The sequence below is a fragment of the Pseudomonas sp. PS01297 genome, from assembly GCF_029959305.1.
Taxonomy (GTDB): domain Bacteria; phylum Pseudomonadota; class Gammaproteobacteria; order Pseudomonadales; family Pseudomonadaceae; genus Aquipseudomonas; species Aquipseudomonas helleri.
In genome coordinates, this window is sequence record NZ_JASCPQ010000005.1 from 80162 (window position 1) to 95193 (window position 15032).

Below are 15032 nucleotides of genomic sequence, written 5' to 3' on the forward strand. Positions count from 1 at the left end.
CTCACTCGAACTGGCTGGCGTAGCACATGGCGAACGCTTTGCTCATGGATTTTTGGACTTTATCGACACTCATCCCCAGTTGGCTGCCGATCTGTTTGTAGGTCAGGCCATCCAGTTGCGAGAGCAAGAAAATTTCTCGCATGGACGGCGGCATGCCGTTGAGCAATTCATCGATCTCTACCAGGGTTTCAATCAGCAGGGATTTGTCTTCCGGGGACATTTGCAGTGCTTGTGGCTGCTCGGCCAACGCTTGCAAGTAAGCGCGCTCCACCGCTTGACGGCGCCAGCGATTGATCAGCAGGCTATTGGCAATTGTCGCCAGATAGGCCAAGGGCTGGCGCAAGTCATCGACCGGGCGCCGCGACCGCATGATGCGTACAAACGTATCCTGCGTCAGGTCATCGGCATCCGCGTTTTCCTGCAAGCGTTTACGCAACCAGTTCTTCAGCCAACCACTGTGTTGCAGGTAGAGGTGCTCGACATCCTGTTCGAAACTGCGGTGGTTGGTCATGATGATGAAAATCAGTTAGTGATTGATAAGTATTCTCAACTTTAGCGTGGCCGCTGGAGGGATGCAATCTGCCAGTATCGTGCCCAGTGTGTTCACAGGGCTGGCAGGAGAATGAATAACCCGTTGTTTAGTGCGCAGCATCCTTGGTATCGAGCAACAAATCATGGGTTGCCCGATTGAAACGCTCGATAAGGAAGTCCAGCAATACCCGCACCCGGGGGCTTCGGTAGCGGTTACTGTGTAAAACGGCATAGACACCTGCTTCGCGGATGCAAAAGTCAGGGAGCACGACTTTAAGTCGGCCTGTCCGTATATCCATGGCGGCATCCCAAATGGTTTTTCGGGCGATGCCGTGACCTGCCAATGCCCATTCCCTGGCCAGCGCACCGTCGTTGGTTTCCCAGGCTTCGCTCATGGGGACGACGTGATCCCATGGCTGCCCTTCAACCACAAAGTGGAAGGTATTCAGCGGCCCGGCCGACGTGACCAGGACGATGAACGTGTGCCTGGCGAGATCAGCAGGGGTTTCAGGCTCACCATGGCGTGCCAGGTATTCAGGTGACGCACACAGTACCCGCCAGTTGGGAGCCAATTGGCGGGCGATCAGCGAGCTGTCTTGGGGCTGGCCAAAACGGATGGCTAGGTCGAGATCGTCCTGCAGCAGATTTGACACTGAATCAGACAAGGTCAGCGCGATTTTCAATTCCGGGTGCAATGCGCTGAAGTCTTGCAGCCAGTCGTTGAACAGATTGCGGCCAAAATCGGCCGAGGCGGATATCCGCACTTTGCCACGTACTTCTTTACCGCTGGCTTGAAGACCGGCTTCGGCTTCGTCAATAGCGCGCAAGGCGACCCAGCATTTTTGTAAGTAAAAGCGGCCTTCTTCGGTCAGGCGTAACTGGCGCGTGGTGCGATCAAACAAACGGGTGCGCAGCGCCGACTCCAGTTTGATCAGTCGCGCGCTGGCCGCAGCGGGCGACAAGCCCAGTTTACGACCCGCAGCCGACAAACTGCCGAGCGCTGCCGCCTCGACAAATAAACGCATATCACCCAAGCGGTCAGTGGCCATATTCAATCTGGATTTGAAGGTTCGTCAAATGCTAGGCCAATTATCAAGGCTCTGGCAATTGCGCAGACTTTGGCCTTCTATCGCTACTGAGCACAGGCCATGACCGCTGAAACACTTTCTTCTTTATCGAGACCCCAAGAGCGCCTTCCGTTGGCGGCGCTATTGGCGCTGACCATGGCCAGCTTTATCGCCACCGCCAATGAAACCGTACCCGCCGGGCTTTTGCCGCAAATTGCCGCAACGTTTGGTGTGTCGCAAGCCTGGGCTGGCCAACTGGTGACCCTGTGCGCGCTGGGTTCAGGGCTGGCGGCTATTCCATTAACCTTGGCGCTGCAAGGTTGGCGCCGGCGCGTATTGCTGATGCTGGCGGCAGGGGTGTTTTGTGTCGGCAATGCCGTGACTGCGTTCTCGCCGTGGTTTTGCCTGACCCTGGCTGCCCGCCTTTTTGTCGGGATAGCAACCGGTCTGGCCTGGAGCCTGCTGGCAGGCTACGCCAGACGCATGGTCGCTCCTGAGCTTCAAGGCCGCGCCCTGGCGCTTGCGATGCTGGGCATACCTTTAGCGTTGGCTTTGGGCGTACCGCTTGGGGCCTGGCTGGGTGCGTTATTGGGTTGGCGCTGGGTATTTGCAGCGCTTTCAGGGCTTAGTCTGCTGGTTATGCTGTGGATCCATCAGCAAATCCCTGATTATCCCGGGTTGCGTTCCGCTGGGCGTTTGCCGTTGCGCAACGTGCTGCAAACGCCCGGTGTACGACCTGTGTTGGTAGTGGTCATGCTCTGGATTCTGGCCCATTACACGCTTTACACGTACATCGCTGCGTTTATGGCGTCTGTTGGATTGGCCGTGCAGGTCGATCGGGGCCTGCTGGCATTCGGGATCGCCGCGATGATTGGGCTGTGGGGCACCGGCGTTTTAATCGACGGCAGGCTCAAGCGTTTGATTCTGATCAACCTGACCACCTTTGCACTGATAGCGCTTGCTTTGGGCGTGGGGCGTCTTAATGGTAGTGCACTGTATTGCTGCCTTGTGCTGTGGGGGTTGAGTTTTGGCGGAGCGCCGACGTTATTGCAAACGGCCTTGGCCGAGGTGGCGGGTGAGGGCGCTGACATCGCTCAATCAATGCTGGTGACGGTCTTTAATCTGGCGTTTGCAGGCAGTGGCGTAATCGGTGCAGTTCTGCTGACAGGCTGGGGGCCGCAAGCCATACCCTGGCTGGTGCTGGGGTTGTTACTGCCGGCGCTGTTTATCCTCGGTGTGGCTGGATCTATCCGCCGCTCAAGTGAAACCTGAGTTTTTCGAGAACACTGCGCTTGCTGCAATGTGTCGTTGCGCTTAGCGTAGAACCACGCGCTAACTCCCCCAGGCTCTCCCTTCTAAATAGGACTGTTCCATGCCTCTCGTCAGAATTGATCTTTCATCAGATACCTCTGCCCAAACCGCCGCTGCCATTGGCGATGTGGTTTACCAGGCGATGGTCAACGTTGCTAACGTGCCTGAGCATGACAAGTTTCAGATCATTCACCGGCATGCCAAGGAAGAGTTGGTCTACCCGGCTGCGGGGTATCTGGGGATCAGTTACACGCCGAACATTGTGTTCATCCAGATCACCTGGAATGCCGGGCGCTCGGTTGAGGTAAAAAAGGCTTTTTACAAAGCCATTGCCGAGGGTATTCATGAGAAAACCGGGCTGAGAAAGGAAGACGTCTGGATCAATTTGATCGATGTTAAACGCGAAGACTGGTCCTTTGGTAACGGCGAGATGCAATACGCCCCGACGGAGTGATTGATTAACAATGCACACAGCGACTCAGGCGAGTCGCTGTTGCTTCACAACCTGCTTGCCCGCCAGCTTTAGGGCATGGCCGGTTTTACTACGTCCTCTTTTTGAGCGTCTTGCTCCAGCAGCACCAGTGCACCGACGATCAACGCGTGCATGCCTTGTTCAAGTTCGGCTTCCATCTCGGCTTCTTCTGCCGCGCGCTCAGCTTCCAGCACCGGTTCCCGGCCGGTCACCGAATACACCGTATCGGCCACGGCGATACCGTGAAACGCGACGGTCGCCAGCAGCCAGCGCGCGCGCTCTTTTGAAAGGCCATAGGCCTGGGCGATATGGCTCTGATGGTCGTCGATTTTGGCGAGCATCGGCTGGGTCGCCGCCAGCCTGCGGATGACGTAAGGCGTCAGCCCGGGATGCGCCTTGACGAACACCCGCACCGAGGTGGCAAACACCATCATGTAGTCCTTCAGCCCGCTGTATTGATCAGCCTCGGCCTGGGGTATCTGCCAGCGGGTGAAGATCTCTTCGGCGACCATGCTCTTCAGCGCTTCGAGATTGGCCACGTGCTTATAAAGCGCCATATGGCTGACGCCCAGTGCCGCAGCAACGCCGACAAAGGTAATGCTCGGCAAGCCCATCTTGATGCCTGCTTCGACGATGCGTTCCCGGGTGATGGTACGAGGGCGCCCTCGGGTTGCGGGCGATTGTGGCGGTGTCATAACGGATCCTTGAACGTGGGTGACAGTCTTGTAGCCGTCTTGTCAGGATTTCGCAAATTAGTTTATAGTCATGCAACTAATTAAGATTGGCGTTTACAGTGGCGTTTCAAGAGCCCTGACCACGCTTGTATCCCTGCGAAGGAAAGCGCGAGCTTTCCAGCTCTCCTGAAATTCCGGACGTTTGAATTCCATGGAAACTCCTGACCCGGCCTCGGCCAAACCAAAGGTGCGTGGCCCGATCAGCCAGCTATTGAAGCCTGTCCGTGGACGATTGATCATTGCCGCCATGCTTGCGGCTGTCGGTGCGATGTTGACGCTGGTACCGCTGGCGGTGATTGCGCACATCGCCCGGCTTGCTCTGAGCGATGCCGACATGCTGCAAACCCAGGTGTGGTGGGCCGTGACGGTCGGGCTGGCGAGCCTGTGTGCAGGTTTGTTGTTGATCGCCGCCTCTGAGCTGATTGCGCATTTGGCTGACAACCGCCTCACCCATCATTTGCGCGTGGCGATTGCGCAACGCCTGAGCCGGGTACCGTTGGGCTGGTTCACCAGCCGGGCCTCGGGTGAGGTCAAGCAGGCAATGCAGGACGACATCAATACGCTGCACAGCCTGACGGCGCATTTCTACACGACACTGGGCCGTGCAGGCGGGGCCATTCTGATCGCGCTGATCTACCTGTTTGCGCTGGATTGGCGGCTGGCAATTGTCTCGCTTCTGCCGCTTGGGGGGTTTTTCCTGTTTTTTGCCAGGGCCATGAAAGCCAGTGAAGCGAACATGCAGGCGTTCGCGGCCGGCATGGGGCGCATTGACAACGCAGTCGTGGAATTCGTCAACGGTATTGCCGTGGTCAAATCGTTTAGTGGCAGCGCCAGGGCTCCCCGCAGCTACCGCGATGCGGTTGATGCCTTCGCCAAGGCTTTTGTCGGCTTCACCCGGCCACTGGTGGCGCCGATGGCCAATGCCAATGCGCTGATTGCGCCGGTCACGGTACTGGGCATGGTGCTGGTCTTTGGCACCGTATTCGTTGGCTTGGGCTGGATGGAGCCTCTCGATGTGCTGCCGTTTGCCTTGGTAGCTCCGGGGCTTTGCGGCCCTTTGCTGCTGTTGCACTACATCACCCATGACCTGAATCACGCGACCGGCGCTGCCCGGCGTGTGCAGACCTTGCTGGATACGCCGGTGCTGGAGCAACCGAACCCAAGTGAACAGGCATCGCCCAACGGCAACGAGATCCGCTTTGAGCGTGTGGGTTACGCCTATGACGCCGCGCGCCGTGTGCTTGCAGACGTCAATTTGACGCTGAAACCGGGTACCACCACGGCCATCGTCGGTTACTCCGGTGCGGGCAAATCGACACTGGCGCGACTGCTGCTGCGCTTCTTTGACCCCACCGAGGGGCGCATCACGCTGGGCGGTGTGGACATTCGCCACATCGAGTCCTCCAGCCTGTACCGGCACATCGGTTTTGTCTTGCAGGAGGTGCGCCTGATCCACGCCAGCGTGCACGACAACATTGCCTTGGGCAGGCCGTCGGCCACCCGGCTAGAGGTGGAGGCGGCGGCACGAACCGCGAATATCCACGAGCGAATCCTCGCGTTACCTCGCGGTTATGACGCCGTGATCGGCGAAGACGCACAGCTCTCCGGCGGCGAACAGCAACGTCTGAGCATCGCCCGCGCGGTGTTGCTTGATCCGCCCGTGTTGGTACTCGACGAAGCCACGGCCGCCGCCGACGCCGAAAGCGAAGTGGCGATCCAGGAAGCCCTTTCACGCTTTGCCGAAGGCCGCACGCTGCTGGTGATCGCCCATCGGCTCGATACGGTGATGCATGCCGACCAGATCATCGTGCTCGACAACGGCACGGTGCATGAACAGGGCTCGCACCAGCAACTCCTTGCGCGCAAGGGGGTCTATGCGCGCTTGTGGGCGCAGGGTGGTTACACGGATTCAGAACAACAGGCGGTGCCGTCATGCTAAAACCCCTTGCTCAATTACTGGGCGATGACACGCCAGTCTTGCATCGCTACCTGTGGATGGCCGTAGCCTATGGCCTGCTCAGCGGGCTGGCCCTTATCACCCTGGTCCCCGTGTTACAGCATTTATTGGCCAACGATGTGCGGGGCGCCGGGTTATGGCTGGGCCTGACGCTGGCGGGCGTGGTGGTGTGTTGGGCCTGGCGACGCCAGGTAGACAAGGCCGGCGTAGCGGTGGGTGTGGCGATCTTGCAGGGCGCCCGGCAACGTATCGGTGATCATGTCGCGTGCCTGCCGCTGGGCTGGTTCACCGCGCAAAATACCAGTCGCCTCGGGCATGTGATTACCCACGGCGTGATGGCGGTTGCACAATTGCCAGCGCATGTCTTTACGCCGCTCATCACTGGCGCTGTCACGCCGCTGGTAATGGTCGCTGCGCTGTTTGCGCTGCACTGGCCGCTGGGCCTGATCGCACTGCTGGGGCTGCCGCTGCTGGTGCTCGCGCTGTGGTTAACAGGACGGCTGGGGCGACACTCCGGCCGGGCTTACCAGCAGCACTTTGCCGATGCCAGCCAGCGCATGGTTGAGTTCGCTCAGGCTCAGTCGGTGCTGCGCGCCTTTAACGGCGAAGGCGGTGGGACGCAGTTGCTGGAACACGCCATCGACCGGCAGCGCCGCTCCGGCATGCGCCTGATCTTGCAGTCCACGCTCTCGGTAGTGTTCAACGCCTGGGGGGTGCAGGCCATCTTTGCGCTATTGCTGATAGCGGCTGTGATCTGGCTCAACGCTCAACTGGGCATTGCCCAGGACACCGGTTCGGTGATTGCTGTTGTGGTCGCGCTGGTGTTGGCAAGCCGCTACATCGATCCGCTGCTCGACGTGGCCAGCTATGCCGAAACCGTGCGTGGTGCCTACGGCCAGCTTGAGCAAGTACAAAGCATTTTTACCGTTGCGCCATTGCCTGAACCCGAGCAGTCACAGACCCCGGCAGATGCTTCGATCGAGTTGCGCGGGGTCAGCATGCGTTATGCGCCCGATCAGCCGGAAGTGTTGCACGGCGTTAGCCTGCGCATTGCGCCGGGCAGCATGACGGCACTGATTGGTGCTTCCGGCTCCGGCAAGACAACGCTGGTGCGTTTGCTCGCGCGGTTCTTCGATGCCAGCCAGGGCAGCGTGCTGATTGGCGGGGTGGACGTACGTCAGATGTCCAGCGCGCAACTGGCCAGCCAGATCAGTCAGATCTTCCAGGACACTTATCTGTTTCAAGGCAGCATTGCCGATAACATTCGTATCGGCAGACCTGCCGCCAGCCTGGCCGAGATTCTCGATGCGGCGCAGCAGGCAGGGGTCAGCGAACTGATCGAACGTTTGCCTCAGGGCATCGATACGCCGGTGGGTGAGGGTGGTGCGCAATTGTCCGGCGGTGAGCGTCAACGCATCGCGATTGCCCGGGCGCTGATCAAAAACGCCCCCATTCTGCTGGTCGATGAAGCCACTGCTGCCCTGGATGCCGAGAACCAACAGGTGATCGCCCAGACACTCGCCAGGCTGCGCGATCGGCACACCCTGGTGGTGATCGCGCACCAACTGTCCACGGTGGCCATGGCGGACCAGATTCTGGTGCTCGATAAGGGCCAATTGGTTGAACAAGGTTCCCCGACAGCATTGCGCGCCAGCAACGGCCGTTATGCGCAGTTTTTGCAGCAGCGCCGGACGGCCAAGGGCTGGCGTATTGCTGTGCCCACGAACGGCGAGCAAGCCTGATGCGTGCACGATGGACTGTGCTGTTTGCCTTGCTCTGCCTGGCGTCGCTGTTGGTCGGGGCGCGGCAGTTGCAGTGGTCGCAGTTGTTTTCAGCGTCGGGCGATGCCTGGCTGACGATCACGGCCAGCCGCCTGCCGCGTCTTGCCGCGTTGGTGCTGACCGGGGTTGGCCTGGCGGTGTGCGGGGTGATTCTTCAACATATTGTGCGTAACAAATTCGTCGAGCCGGGCACCACGGGCGGGCTGGATGCGGCCAAGCTCGGCATCCTCGTGTCATTGGCGCTGGCGCCCGCTGCCGGAGCGCCTGCGCGAATGCTGTTCGCCTTGGTGTTTTGTTTCGCTGCCGGCCTGATCTTTGTCTTGCTGATCCGCCGCATCCAGTTCAAAAGCACGGTATTGGTCCCGGTTATCGGCCTGATGTATGGCGGCGTACTGAGCGCCTTTGCCGAGTTTTATGCCTATCGCAATAACATCATGCAAAGCATGCAGGGCTGGTTGCTGGGGGACTTTTCCCGGGTGGTGCAGGGCAGCTACGAAATCATCTATTTGATTCTGCCGATTGTTGTTCTGACCTACCTGTATGCCCACCGTTTCACCGTGGTGGGCATGGGCGAAGGCATGGCCACCAGCCTGGGGCTCAACTACCCGGCAACCGTGGTGCTGGGATTGCTGCTGGTGGCAGTCACGGTGTCTGCCACGGTGATTACGGTCGGCGCGATCCCCTTTGTCGGCCTGGTCATACCCAATCTGGTCGCGCTGCGTTATGGCGACAACCTGGCGCGCACGCTGCCCATCGTGGCACTGGGTGGCGCGTGCTTGCTGTTGGTTTGCGACATTCTTGGGCGCCTGATTATTTACCCGTTCGAAGTGCCCATCGGTTTGACTGCGGGCAGCGTAGGCGGGGTGTTGTTCCTCGTGCTGATCATCTGGAGGCACCGATGAGCCGTGCGCTGCCCCGATATGCCGTGTGGGGCGCGGTCGTTTTGTTGGCGCTGGTGTTTGTGTTCCTGCGCTCGGGCCTGGACGTTGACTATGTGATCCCCAAGCGGCTCGCCCGGCTCGCAGCCATGGTGATCGGCGGGGTGGCGATTGCCTGGTCGTCGATCACCTTCCAGACCCTTACCGGCAACCGCATATTGACCCCCGCAATAATGGGCTACGAGGCGGTGTATCTGCTCTTGCAGGCCTTGCTGGTGTTGTTTCTCGGCACTTACAGCGCGGTTCTGCTGGGTGTCTCCGGTAACTTTTTACTGTCCGTGCTGCTGATGCTTGCCTATTCGTGGTGCATCCATCGCGGGTTGTTCCGGGACGGCAAGAACAACGTGTATTTCCTGCTGTTGGTCGGCCTGGTACTGACCATGGTGATCAGTACCTTTACCCAGTTCGTCCAGCTCAAGGTCAGCCCCGGTGAATTCTCTGTGTTGCAGGGCTTCAGCCAGGCTTCTTTCAATCGGGCGCAGCCTGCGCAGTTACTGTTCTGCGGGGCGCTGGTCGCGGCGGTTTGCCTGGTGGGCCGGAAGACCTTACCCACCCTCGATGTACTCGCCCTTGGGCGCGATCAGGCCATTTCGCTAGGGGTTGATTACCAGCGCAACGTGCGCCTGCACCTGGGCTTGATAGCGGCGTTGGTGGCGATTTCCACCAGCTTGCTCGGGCCCACAGCCTTTATGGGCGTCTTTGTCGCAAACATCACGTATGCGCTGGCCCGCACCTTCAGGCACCGGGTCACCCTGGCGCTGGGCAGCGCGATTGCCGTCGGTATGTTTATCGCCGCCCAACTATTGGTCGAGCATGTTTTCAATTACAAGACCACCGTCGGCATCCTCGTCAATCTGGTGTGCGGCGGGTACTTCCTGGTGTTGATGGTGCGTACCCGAGGAACCCCATGATTACTGTCCATGACATCCATAAGGCCTATGGCGCCAAGACCGTACTGAACAACGTTAATGCCTGTTTCCCAAGAGGCGGGCTGACCTCGCTGATCGGCCCAAACGGCGCTGGCAAGACCACGTTGCTGATGATGATCGCGCGGCTGATGGCGCCGGGGCGTGGCGAAGTGCGCCTCGAAGGCCGCCCGGTCACGGGCTTGCCAATCAATGAGTACGCCAAGCGGGTGGCGACGTTGCGCCAGTCGCCAGACTTCAACTTGCGCTTGACGGTGGAGGAGTTGGTCGCGTTTGGGCGCTTTCCGTTCAGCCGTGGGGCGTTGACCGCCGAAGACCGGCGGCTGATCGGCGAGGCAATCGAGTTTCTGTCTCTGCAACCGCTGCGCCATGCCTATCTTGACGAGCTTAGCGGCGGGCAGCGGCAAATGGCCTTTTTGGCGATGACGATTGCTCAGCAAACCGACTACCTGTTGCTCGATGAACCGCTCAACAACCTCGATATCAAGCACGCCGTGCAGATCATGCGTGCGCTGCGCCGACTCTGCGACGGGTTCGGCCGCACGGTGATTCTGGTGGTGCATGACATCAACTTTGCCGCCAGCTATTCCGATCACATCGTGGCGATGAAGGCGGGTGCGGTGCAGTGCGCCGGGAGCGTTGAGCAGGTGATTACCGAAACCCGGCTCAGCGAGCTGTACGGTCTGGACTTCGACATCAGCCAGGGCCCGCGAGGGCTTCTGTGCAACTACTTCAACCCCTAGAGAGAACCTTGAACATGGCGCTTCACACCCAGCGTTTGTGGCCGTTGGCCCTGCTGATAGCTGCAGCTTTTGCGGTGCAGGGCTGCAACGACAAACCGGCAACACCGACCAAGGCCGGCCCTGCTGCGCAGGCGGGGCAGGGCGCTTATGCACCGGTCAGCGTGCAGCATCAATTGGGCACAACGGTGATCGAGCACGCCCCGCAACGGGTGGTCGCCCTTGACATGAACGAGGTCGATTTTCTTGACCAGCTCGGCGTGCCGGTGGTGGGAATGCCAAAGGATTTTGTCCCGCATTTTCTCGCCCGCTACAAGGATGCCGCGAGTGTCGAAGACGTCGGCGCCATTGTGCAGCCCAATCTTGAGCGCGTGTATGCGGCCAGGTCGGACCTGATCCTCATCACCTCGTTACAGGCCAATCACTATCAAGAGCTGAGCGAAATGGCCCCGACCGTCCATTTCGATGTCGACTACCGCGACAGCGAAGCGCGGCATATCGACGTCATCAAGGACCACTTGCTGACCCTGGGGCAGATTTTCGACAAGCAGGCGCTGGCCCGCCAGAAGGTTGATGAGCTGGATGCCAAAGTCGAAGAGGTCAGGCATCTCACGCAAGGAAGGCCCGAAAAAGCCCTGGTGGTGCTTCACAACAATGGCGCTTTCAGTTCATTCGGCGTGCAGTCGCGCTACGGCTTTATCTTCAATGCCCTGGGGGTGAAACCCGCTAGCGCGACAGCCGAAGCGGGCCTGCATGGTCAGCCGATTTCCAGCGAATTCATTCAGCAGGCTAACCCCGACATCATTTATGTGGTGGACCGCACGGCAGTGATGGAGCGTCGGCCGGTGATGGACGCCCAAACCATGGGCAACCCGTTGCTGCAGCAGACCAAAGCATGGAAGAACGGCAAGGTGATATTTGCCGATGCCCAGGCCTGGTACGTGACCGGCGCGAGTCCGACCTCGCTGAAATTGATGATTGAGGACGTTGAAAAAGGCTATCAGCGCTAAGCCGCGCCAGGCCTTGGCCAGTCATTTATTGGCCATCTAACGATTCTCATTAAAAACACCCTTTTTATTTAGATAAACAACAACCAGCAACTTCCCAGTTGAATGGAGCCTTAGCGTGCGTAAAAATCACTTTTCAACCCGCATTGCGCCACCTCGCGCAGACTTTGCCTTGAGCCGCACCGCCACTGCCGTACAGCGCGTGCTATTGGGCATGACCTTGGCCGTGGCCGGCTTGCCAGCCTATGCCGACACCTTGAACACCGAAGAAAAGTCCGTCTCGACACTGCCTGAGACGAGGGTTGAGGGTGAAATGGATTTACCGTCCGAATTGCCCCCCAGCTACGCGGGAGGGCAGGTTGCCTATGGCAGCCGGGTTGGCCTGCTGGGCAATAAAGATTTTATGGAAACGCCATTCAGTACCGTCAGTTACACCGAAAAATACATTGCCGACCGCCAGGCGCAAAACATCACCCAAGTGATTGCCGCCACGGACCCGGCGGTGTTCAGCAACGGGTTGACCGGCACCTTCAGCGAGAACTATTCCATTCGTGGTTTTGCCAGCAACATCAGCGACGTGACCATCGGCGGGCTGTATGGCGTGGCCCCTTACTACCGGATTTCGCCGGAAATGTACGAGCGCATCGAGGTGCTCAAAGGCCCGTCTGCGCTGCTCAACGGCATGCCGCCGGGAGGTTCGGTCGGGGGTGCCGTCAACCTGGTGCCCAAGCGTGCAGGCAACGAGCCGTTAACGCGCTTCACCGGCACTTATATGTCCGATGCGCAGTTTGGCGGTCACCTGGACGTGGGGCGGCGCTTTGGCGAAGATCAGCAGTTCGGCGTCCGCTTTAACGGGGTGTACCGGGATGGCGACGGTGCAGTGGATCATCAAAAGCTCAAAGCCGAATTGACCTCGCTCGGTCTGGACTGGCGAAGCGAGCGCGCGCGTCTGTCTGCCAACCTGTATGAGAGTGAAGACCGTGTTCGCGGGCAGAACCGCGGTATCAACCTGGCCTCCGGGGTGGCGGTGCCCAAGCCACCCAAGTCCGATACCTTGCTCAACCCTGACTGGGCCTACGTGCAGACCAAGGATCACGGCGCCATCGTGCGCGGTGAGTACGACCTGACTGACGATCTTATGGCTTATGCGGCGTTTGGCACCAGCGAAACCCGTTATGTCTACAGCGGCACCATGTTGGCCACGGTCTTTAACGAGGCAGGCGACTTCAAGACCAGCATGGGCCAACTGAAAATGGAGCTGGAGAAAACCTCAGGCGAAGCAGGCTTGAAAGGCAACTTCCAGACAGCGGCGATCAAGCATCAATGGTCGATCAACGCCACGCACTACGGCGACACCCAAAAAGACTACGGCCGCAGGCAGGTGCCCGGAGCGGACTGGATTACCAACATCTACAACCCGGTCTGGGGCCCGGCAGCGGATAAAAGCTTTCCGTACATTGCCCACAGCGAAACCCGCCTGACCAGTTACGGCGTGGCAGACACCTTATCGGTGCTTGAAGACCAGGTGCAATTGACCCTGGGGGTACGTCGTCAGCAAGTCTTGACCGACACCTTCAGCGTCAGCACCGGCGCACGAACCGGCCGCTATGACGAAGCCGCCACCACACCCGCAGCGGCATTACTGATCAAGGTCACCGACAATATCTCCGTGTATGCCAACTACATAGAAGGCCTGAGCAAAGGCGCCACTGCGCCGATGACAGCCGCGAATGCCGGGGATGTGTTCGCGCCCTACAAATCCAAGCAAAAAGAAGTCGGCCTCAAGCTGGACCTCGGCGACTTCACCCATACCCTGAGCCTCTATGAAATCAAGCGGCCCAGCAGCTATACCGACCCGGACACCAACGTTTTCTCCTTTGGCGGCGAACAACGCAATCGCGGGATTGAATGGGGCTTCTTCGGCGCGCCGCTGAACGACGTGCGGCTCATGGGCGGCGTGGCCCATGTCGACCCCAAACTCACCAAGACCGCAGGCGGCATCAACCAGGGCAAAACGGCCACCGGCTTGCCCAAATTACAAGGCAAACTGGGCGTTGAATGGGACACCCCGGTGCTCGACGGCCTGACCCTCACCGCCAACGCAACCTCAGTGTCCAAGCAATACATCAATGCTGACAACTCGCAATCGATCCCTGGCTACACCATCTTTGACGTTGGCACCCGCTACACCACCCACCTGGCCAGCCGCCCGATCACCTTGCGCGGCAGCGTGACCAACGTCGCCAACAAGGCCTATTGGGGGACGCCATTACTGTCCAGCCTGGGGCTGGGCGCGCCACGGACGGTGGAGCTTTCGGCTTCGGTGGATTTTTGAGTTAGCTTGGAAGAATGTCTGGCGGCAGGTGCCGCCAGATTTTGGTTGGGGGGAGAATCAAACGATTGCGAGGCAATCTCACTCCTGCATATTCACAGCAACTGTTGTCATTCTTTACAGACTCTCAGGATCCCCAAAAAACATCTGAATCCTCGACCGCAACCATCGTTCCCCCGGGTCGTTGTCCTGTGCCCCGCGCCAGGCCATGTGCAGTTCAAAGCTTTCGATCTCGAGCGGCGGGTCTTCGGCACGTACGCCGCCGGCGGCGGTGAGGGCTTCGGCGGTGTAGTCGGGGACCATGGCGACGATGTCGGTGCCTGCCAGCAGTGTGCTTAAACCGTTGAATTGCGGCACCGCGAGTACCACATGGCGCTTGCGTCCGGTTTTTTCCAGTTCGGTGTCGATGTAGCCGCTCAAGTCGCCGGCAAATGAAACCAGTGCGTGGGGCCGCGCGCAGAAGTCGTCCAGGCTCATGGCGCCGGGCATGGTGTCGGCTCGCAGTAGTTTGGACCGGCTGCGGCGCAAGACTTTGCGCTTGGCATTGGCGGGCAGGTCGGTGGTGTAGCTGACGCCTACCGAAATCTCTCCCGACGCCAACAGCGGTGGCATGAGGATGTAGTTGACTCGCCGCACCACGAGGACGATGCCCGGGGCTTCAGCGCGCAAGCGCTTGAGCAGCATCGGCAGCAGGGCAAATTCAACGTCATCCGACAAGCCAATACGAAACACCGAGGTGCTGGTGGCCGGGTCGAATTCTGAAGCACGGCTGACGGCGGTGGAGATGGAGTCGAGTGCCGGTGACAGCAGCGCGAAAATCTCTATCGCCCGCGCTGTGGGCTCCATGCTGCGGCCGGTGCGCACGAACAAGGGGTCGTCAAACAAATTGCGCAGGCGTGACAAGGCTGCACTGATGGCCGGTTGCCCCAGAAAAAGCTTTTCGGCGGCACGGGTCACACTGCGTTCATGCATCAGGGTTTCGAAGACGATCAGCAAGTTCAGATCGACGCGACGCAAGTCGTTACGGTTCATCTGGCGGGATTCACTGAAGGGTCAACGGAAAGTCAGGTAATGGATCTTACTGGCAAAGTTCATAAATCGTCACTCGGTAGATTGCCTTTCTTGGATTGAGGAGTCGTGTTTCAGGGCTTATAGGCGGCAATTTGAAGGTTTTTTGCGGCGCTGTTCACGGCTTTTCACGGCTAAAAAAACGCGCCGGATCAATGACAGGCATGT

13 protein-coding genes are annotated in these 15032 nt (G+C 59.3%); 9 read left to right on the forward strand and 4 right to left on the reverse strand.

Annotated features, from left to right (window positions below):
* Window position 1: 1 nt before the first annotated feature.
* Complete coding sequence (locus QMX84_RS03575; protein WP_153389672.1) at window positions 2-511, reverse strand: sigma-70 family RNA polymerase sigma factor; 510 nt, start codon at window positions 509-511, stop codon at window positions 2-4.
* 127 nt (window positions 512-638) lie between these two features.
* The gene (locus QMX84_RS03580; RefSeq protein WP_282363170.1) at window positions 639-1580 is read right to left on the reverse strand and encodes a LysR family transcriptional regulator; all 942 of its coding nucleotides are present in this window, start codon (window positions 1578-1580) and stop codon (window positions 639-641) included.
* 99 nt (window positions 1581-1679) lie between these two features.
* On the opposite strand from QMX84_RS03580, the gene QMX84_RS03585 reads away from it, so the two are divergent.
* A complete protein-coding gene (locus QMX84_RS03585) occupies window positions 1680-2870 on the forward strand; it encodes an MFS transporter (RefSeq protein ID WP_153332702.1) in 1191 nt (396 codons plus the stop codon).
* Window positions 2871-2970: 100 nt separating this feature from the next.
* Window positions 2971-3363: a tautomerase family protein gene (locus QMX84_RS03590; protein WP_123749269.1), complete on the forward strand. Its 393-nt coding sequence runs from the start codon at window positions 2971-2973 to the stop codon at window positions 3361-3363.
* Between the two features lie 68 nt (window positions 3364-3431).
* Here QMX84_RS03590 and QMX84_RS03595 read toward each other — a convergent pair whose 3' ends face one another.
* Window positions 3432-4076: a TetR/AcrR family transcriptional regulator gene (locus QMX84_RS03595; protein ID WP_282363171.1), complete on the reverse strand. Its 645-nt coding sequence runs from the start codon at window positions 4074-4076 to the stop codon at window positions 3432-3434.
* A gap of 190 nt (window positions 4077-4266) precedes the next feature.
* Here QMX84_RS03595 and QMX84_RS03600 point away from each other — a divergent pair, with 190 nt between their 5' ends.
* The 7 genes from QMX84_RS03600 to QMX84_RS03630 all read left to right on the forward strand — a co-directional run bounded on the left by QMX84_RS03600 (window position 4267) and on the right by QMX84_RS03630 (window position 13799).
* Window positions 4267-6054: an ABC transporter ATP-binding protein gene (locus tag QMX84_RS03600; RefSeq protein WP_282363172.1), complete on the forward strand. Its 1788-nt coding sequence runs from the start codon at window positions 4267-4269 to the stop codon at window positions 6052-6054.
* Window positions 6048-7814, forward strand: a complete 1767-nt coding sequence (locus tag QMX84_RS03605; protein ID WP_282363173.1) for an ABC transporter ATP-binding protein — start codon at window positions 6048-6050, stop codon at window positions 7812-7814. Before QMX84_RS03600 ends, QMX84_RS03605 begins: the two co-directional genes overlap by 7 nt.
* The gene (locus tag QMX84_RS03610; RefSeq protein ID WP_282363174.1) at window positions 7814-8755 is read left to right on the forward strand and encodes an iron chelate uptake ABC transporter family permease subunit; all 942 of its coding nucleotides are present in this window, start codon (window positions 7814-7816) and stop codon (window positions 8753-8755) included. Before QMX84_RS03605 ends, QMX84_RS03610 begins: the two co-directional genes overlap by 1 nt.
* Window positions 8752-9702, forward strand: a complete 951-nt coding sequence (locus QMX84_RS03615; protein WP_282363175.1) for an iron chelate uptake ABC transporter family permease subunit — start codon at window positions 8752-8754, stop codon at window positions 9700-9702. Before QMX84_RS03610 ends, QMX84_RS03615 begins: the two co-directional genes overlap by 4 nt.
* Complete coding sequence (locus tag QMX84_RS03620) at window positions 9699-10460, forward strand: ATP-binding cassette domain-containing protein (RefSeq protein ID WP_282363176.1); 762 nt, start codon at window positions 9699-9701, stop codon at window positions 10458-10460. Before QMX84_RS03615 ends, QMX84_RS03620 begins: the two co-directional genes overlap by 4 nt.
* A gap of 14 nt (window positions 10461-10474) precedes the next feature.
* Window positions 10475-11467 (forward strand): siderophore ABC transporter substrate-binding protein, encoded by a 993-nt coding sequence (locus QMX84_RS03625; RefSeq protein ID WP_282363177.1) that lies wholly within the window; start codon window positions 10475-10477, stop codon window positions 11465-11467.
* A 115-nt stretch (window positions 11468-11582) separates the two neighbouring features.
* Entirely contained in the window at window positions 11583-13799 is a 2217-nt protein-coding gene (locus QMX84_RS03630; RefSeq protein ID WP_282363178.1) for a TonB-dependent siderophore receptor, read from the forward strand.
* Between the two features lie 114 nt (window positions 13800-13913).
* Here QMX84_RS03630 and QMX84_RS03635 read toward each other — a convergent pair whose 3' ends face one another.
* The gene (locus tag QMX84_RS03635; protein ID WP_048372035.1) at window positions 13914-14828 is read right to left on the reverse strand and encodes a LysR family transcriptional regulator; all 915 of its coding nucleotides are present in this window, start codon (window positions 14826-14828) and stop codon (window positions 13914-13916) included.
* Between the last annotated feature and the right edge of the window lie 204 nt (window positions 14829-15032).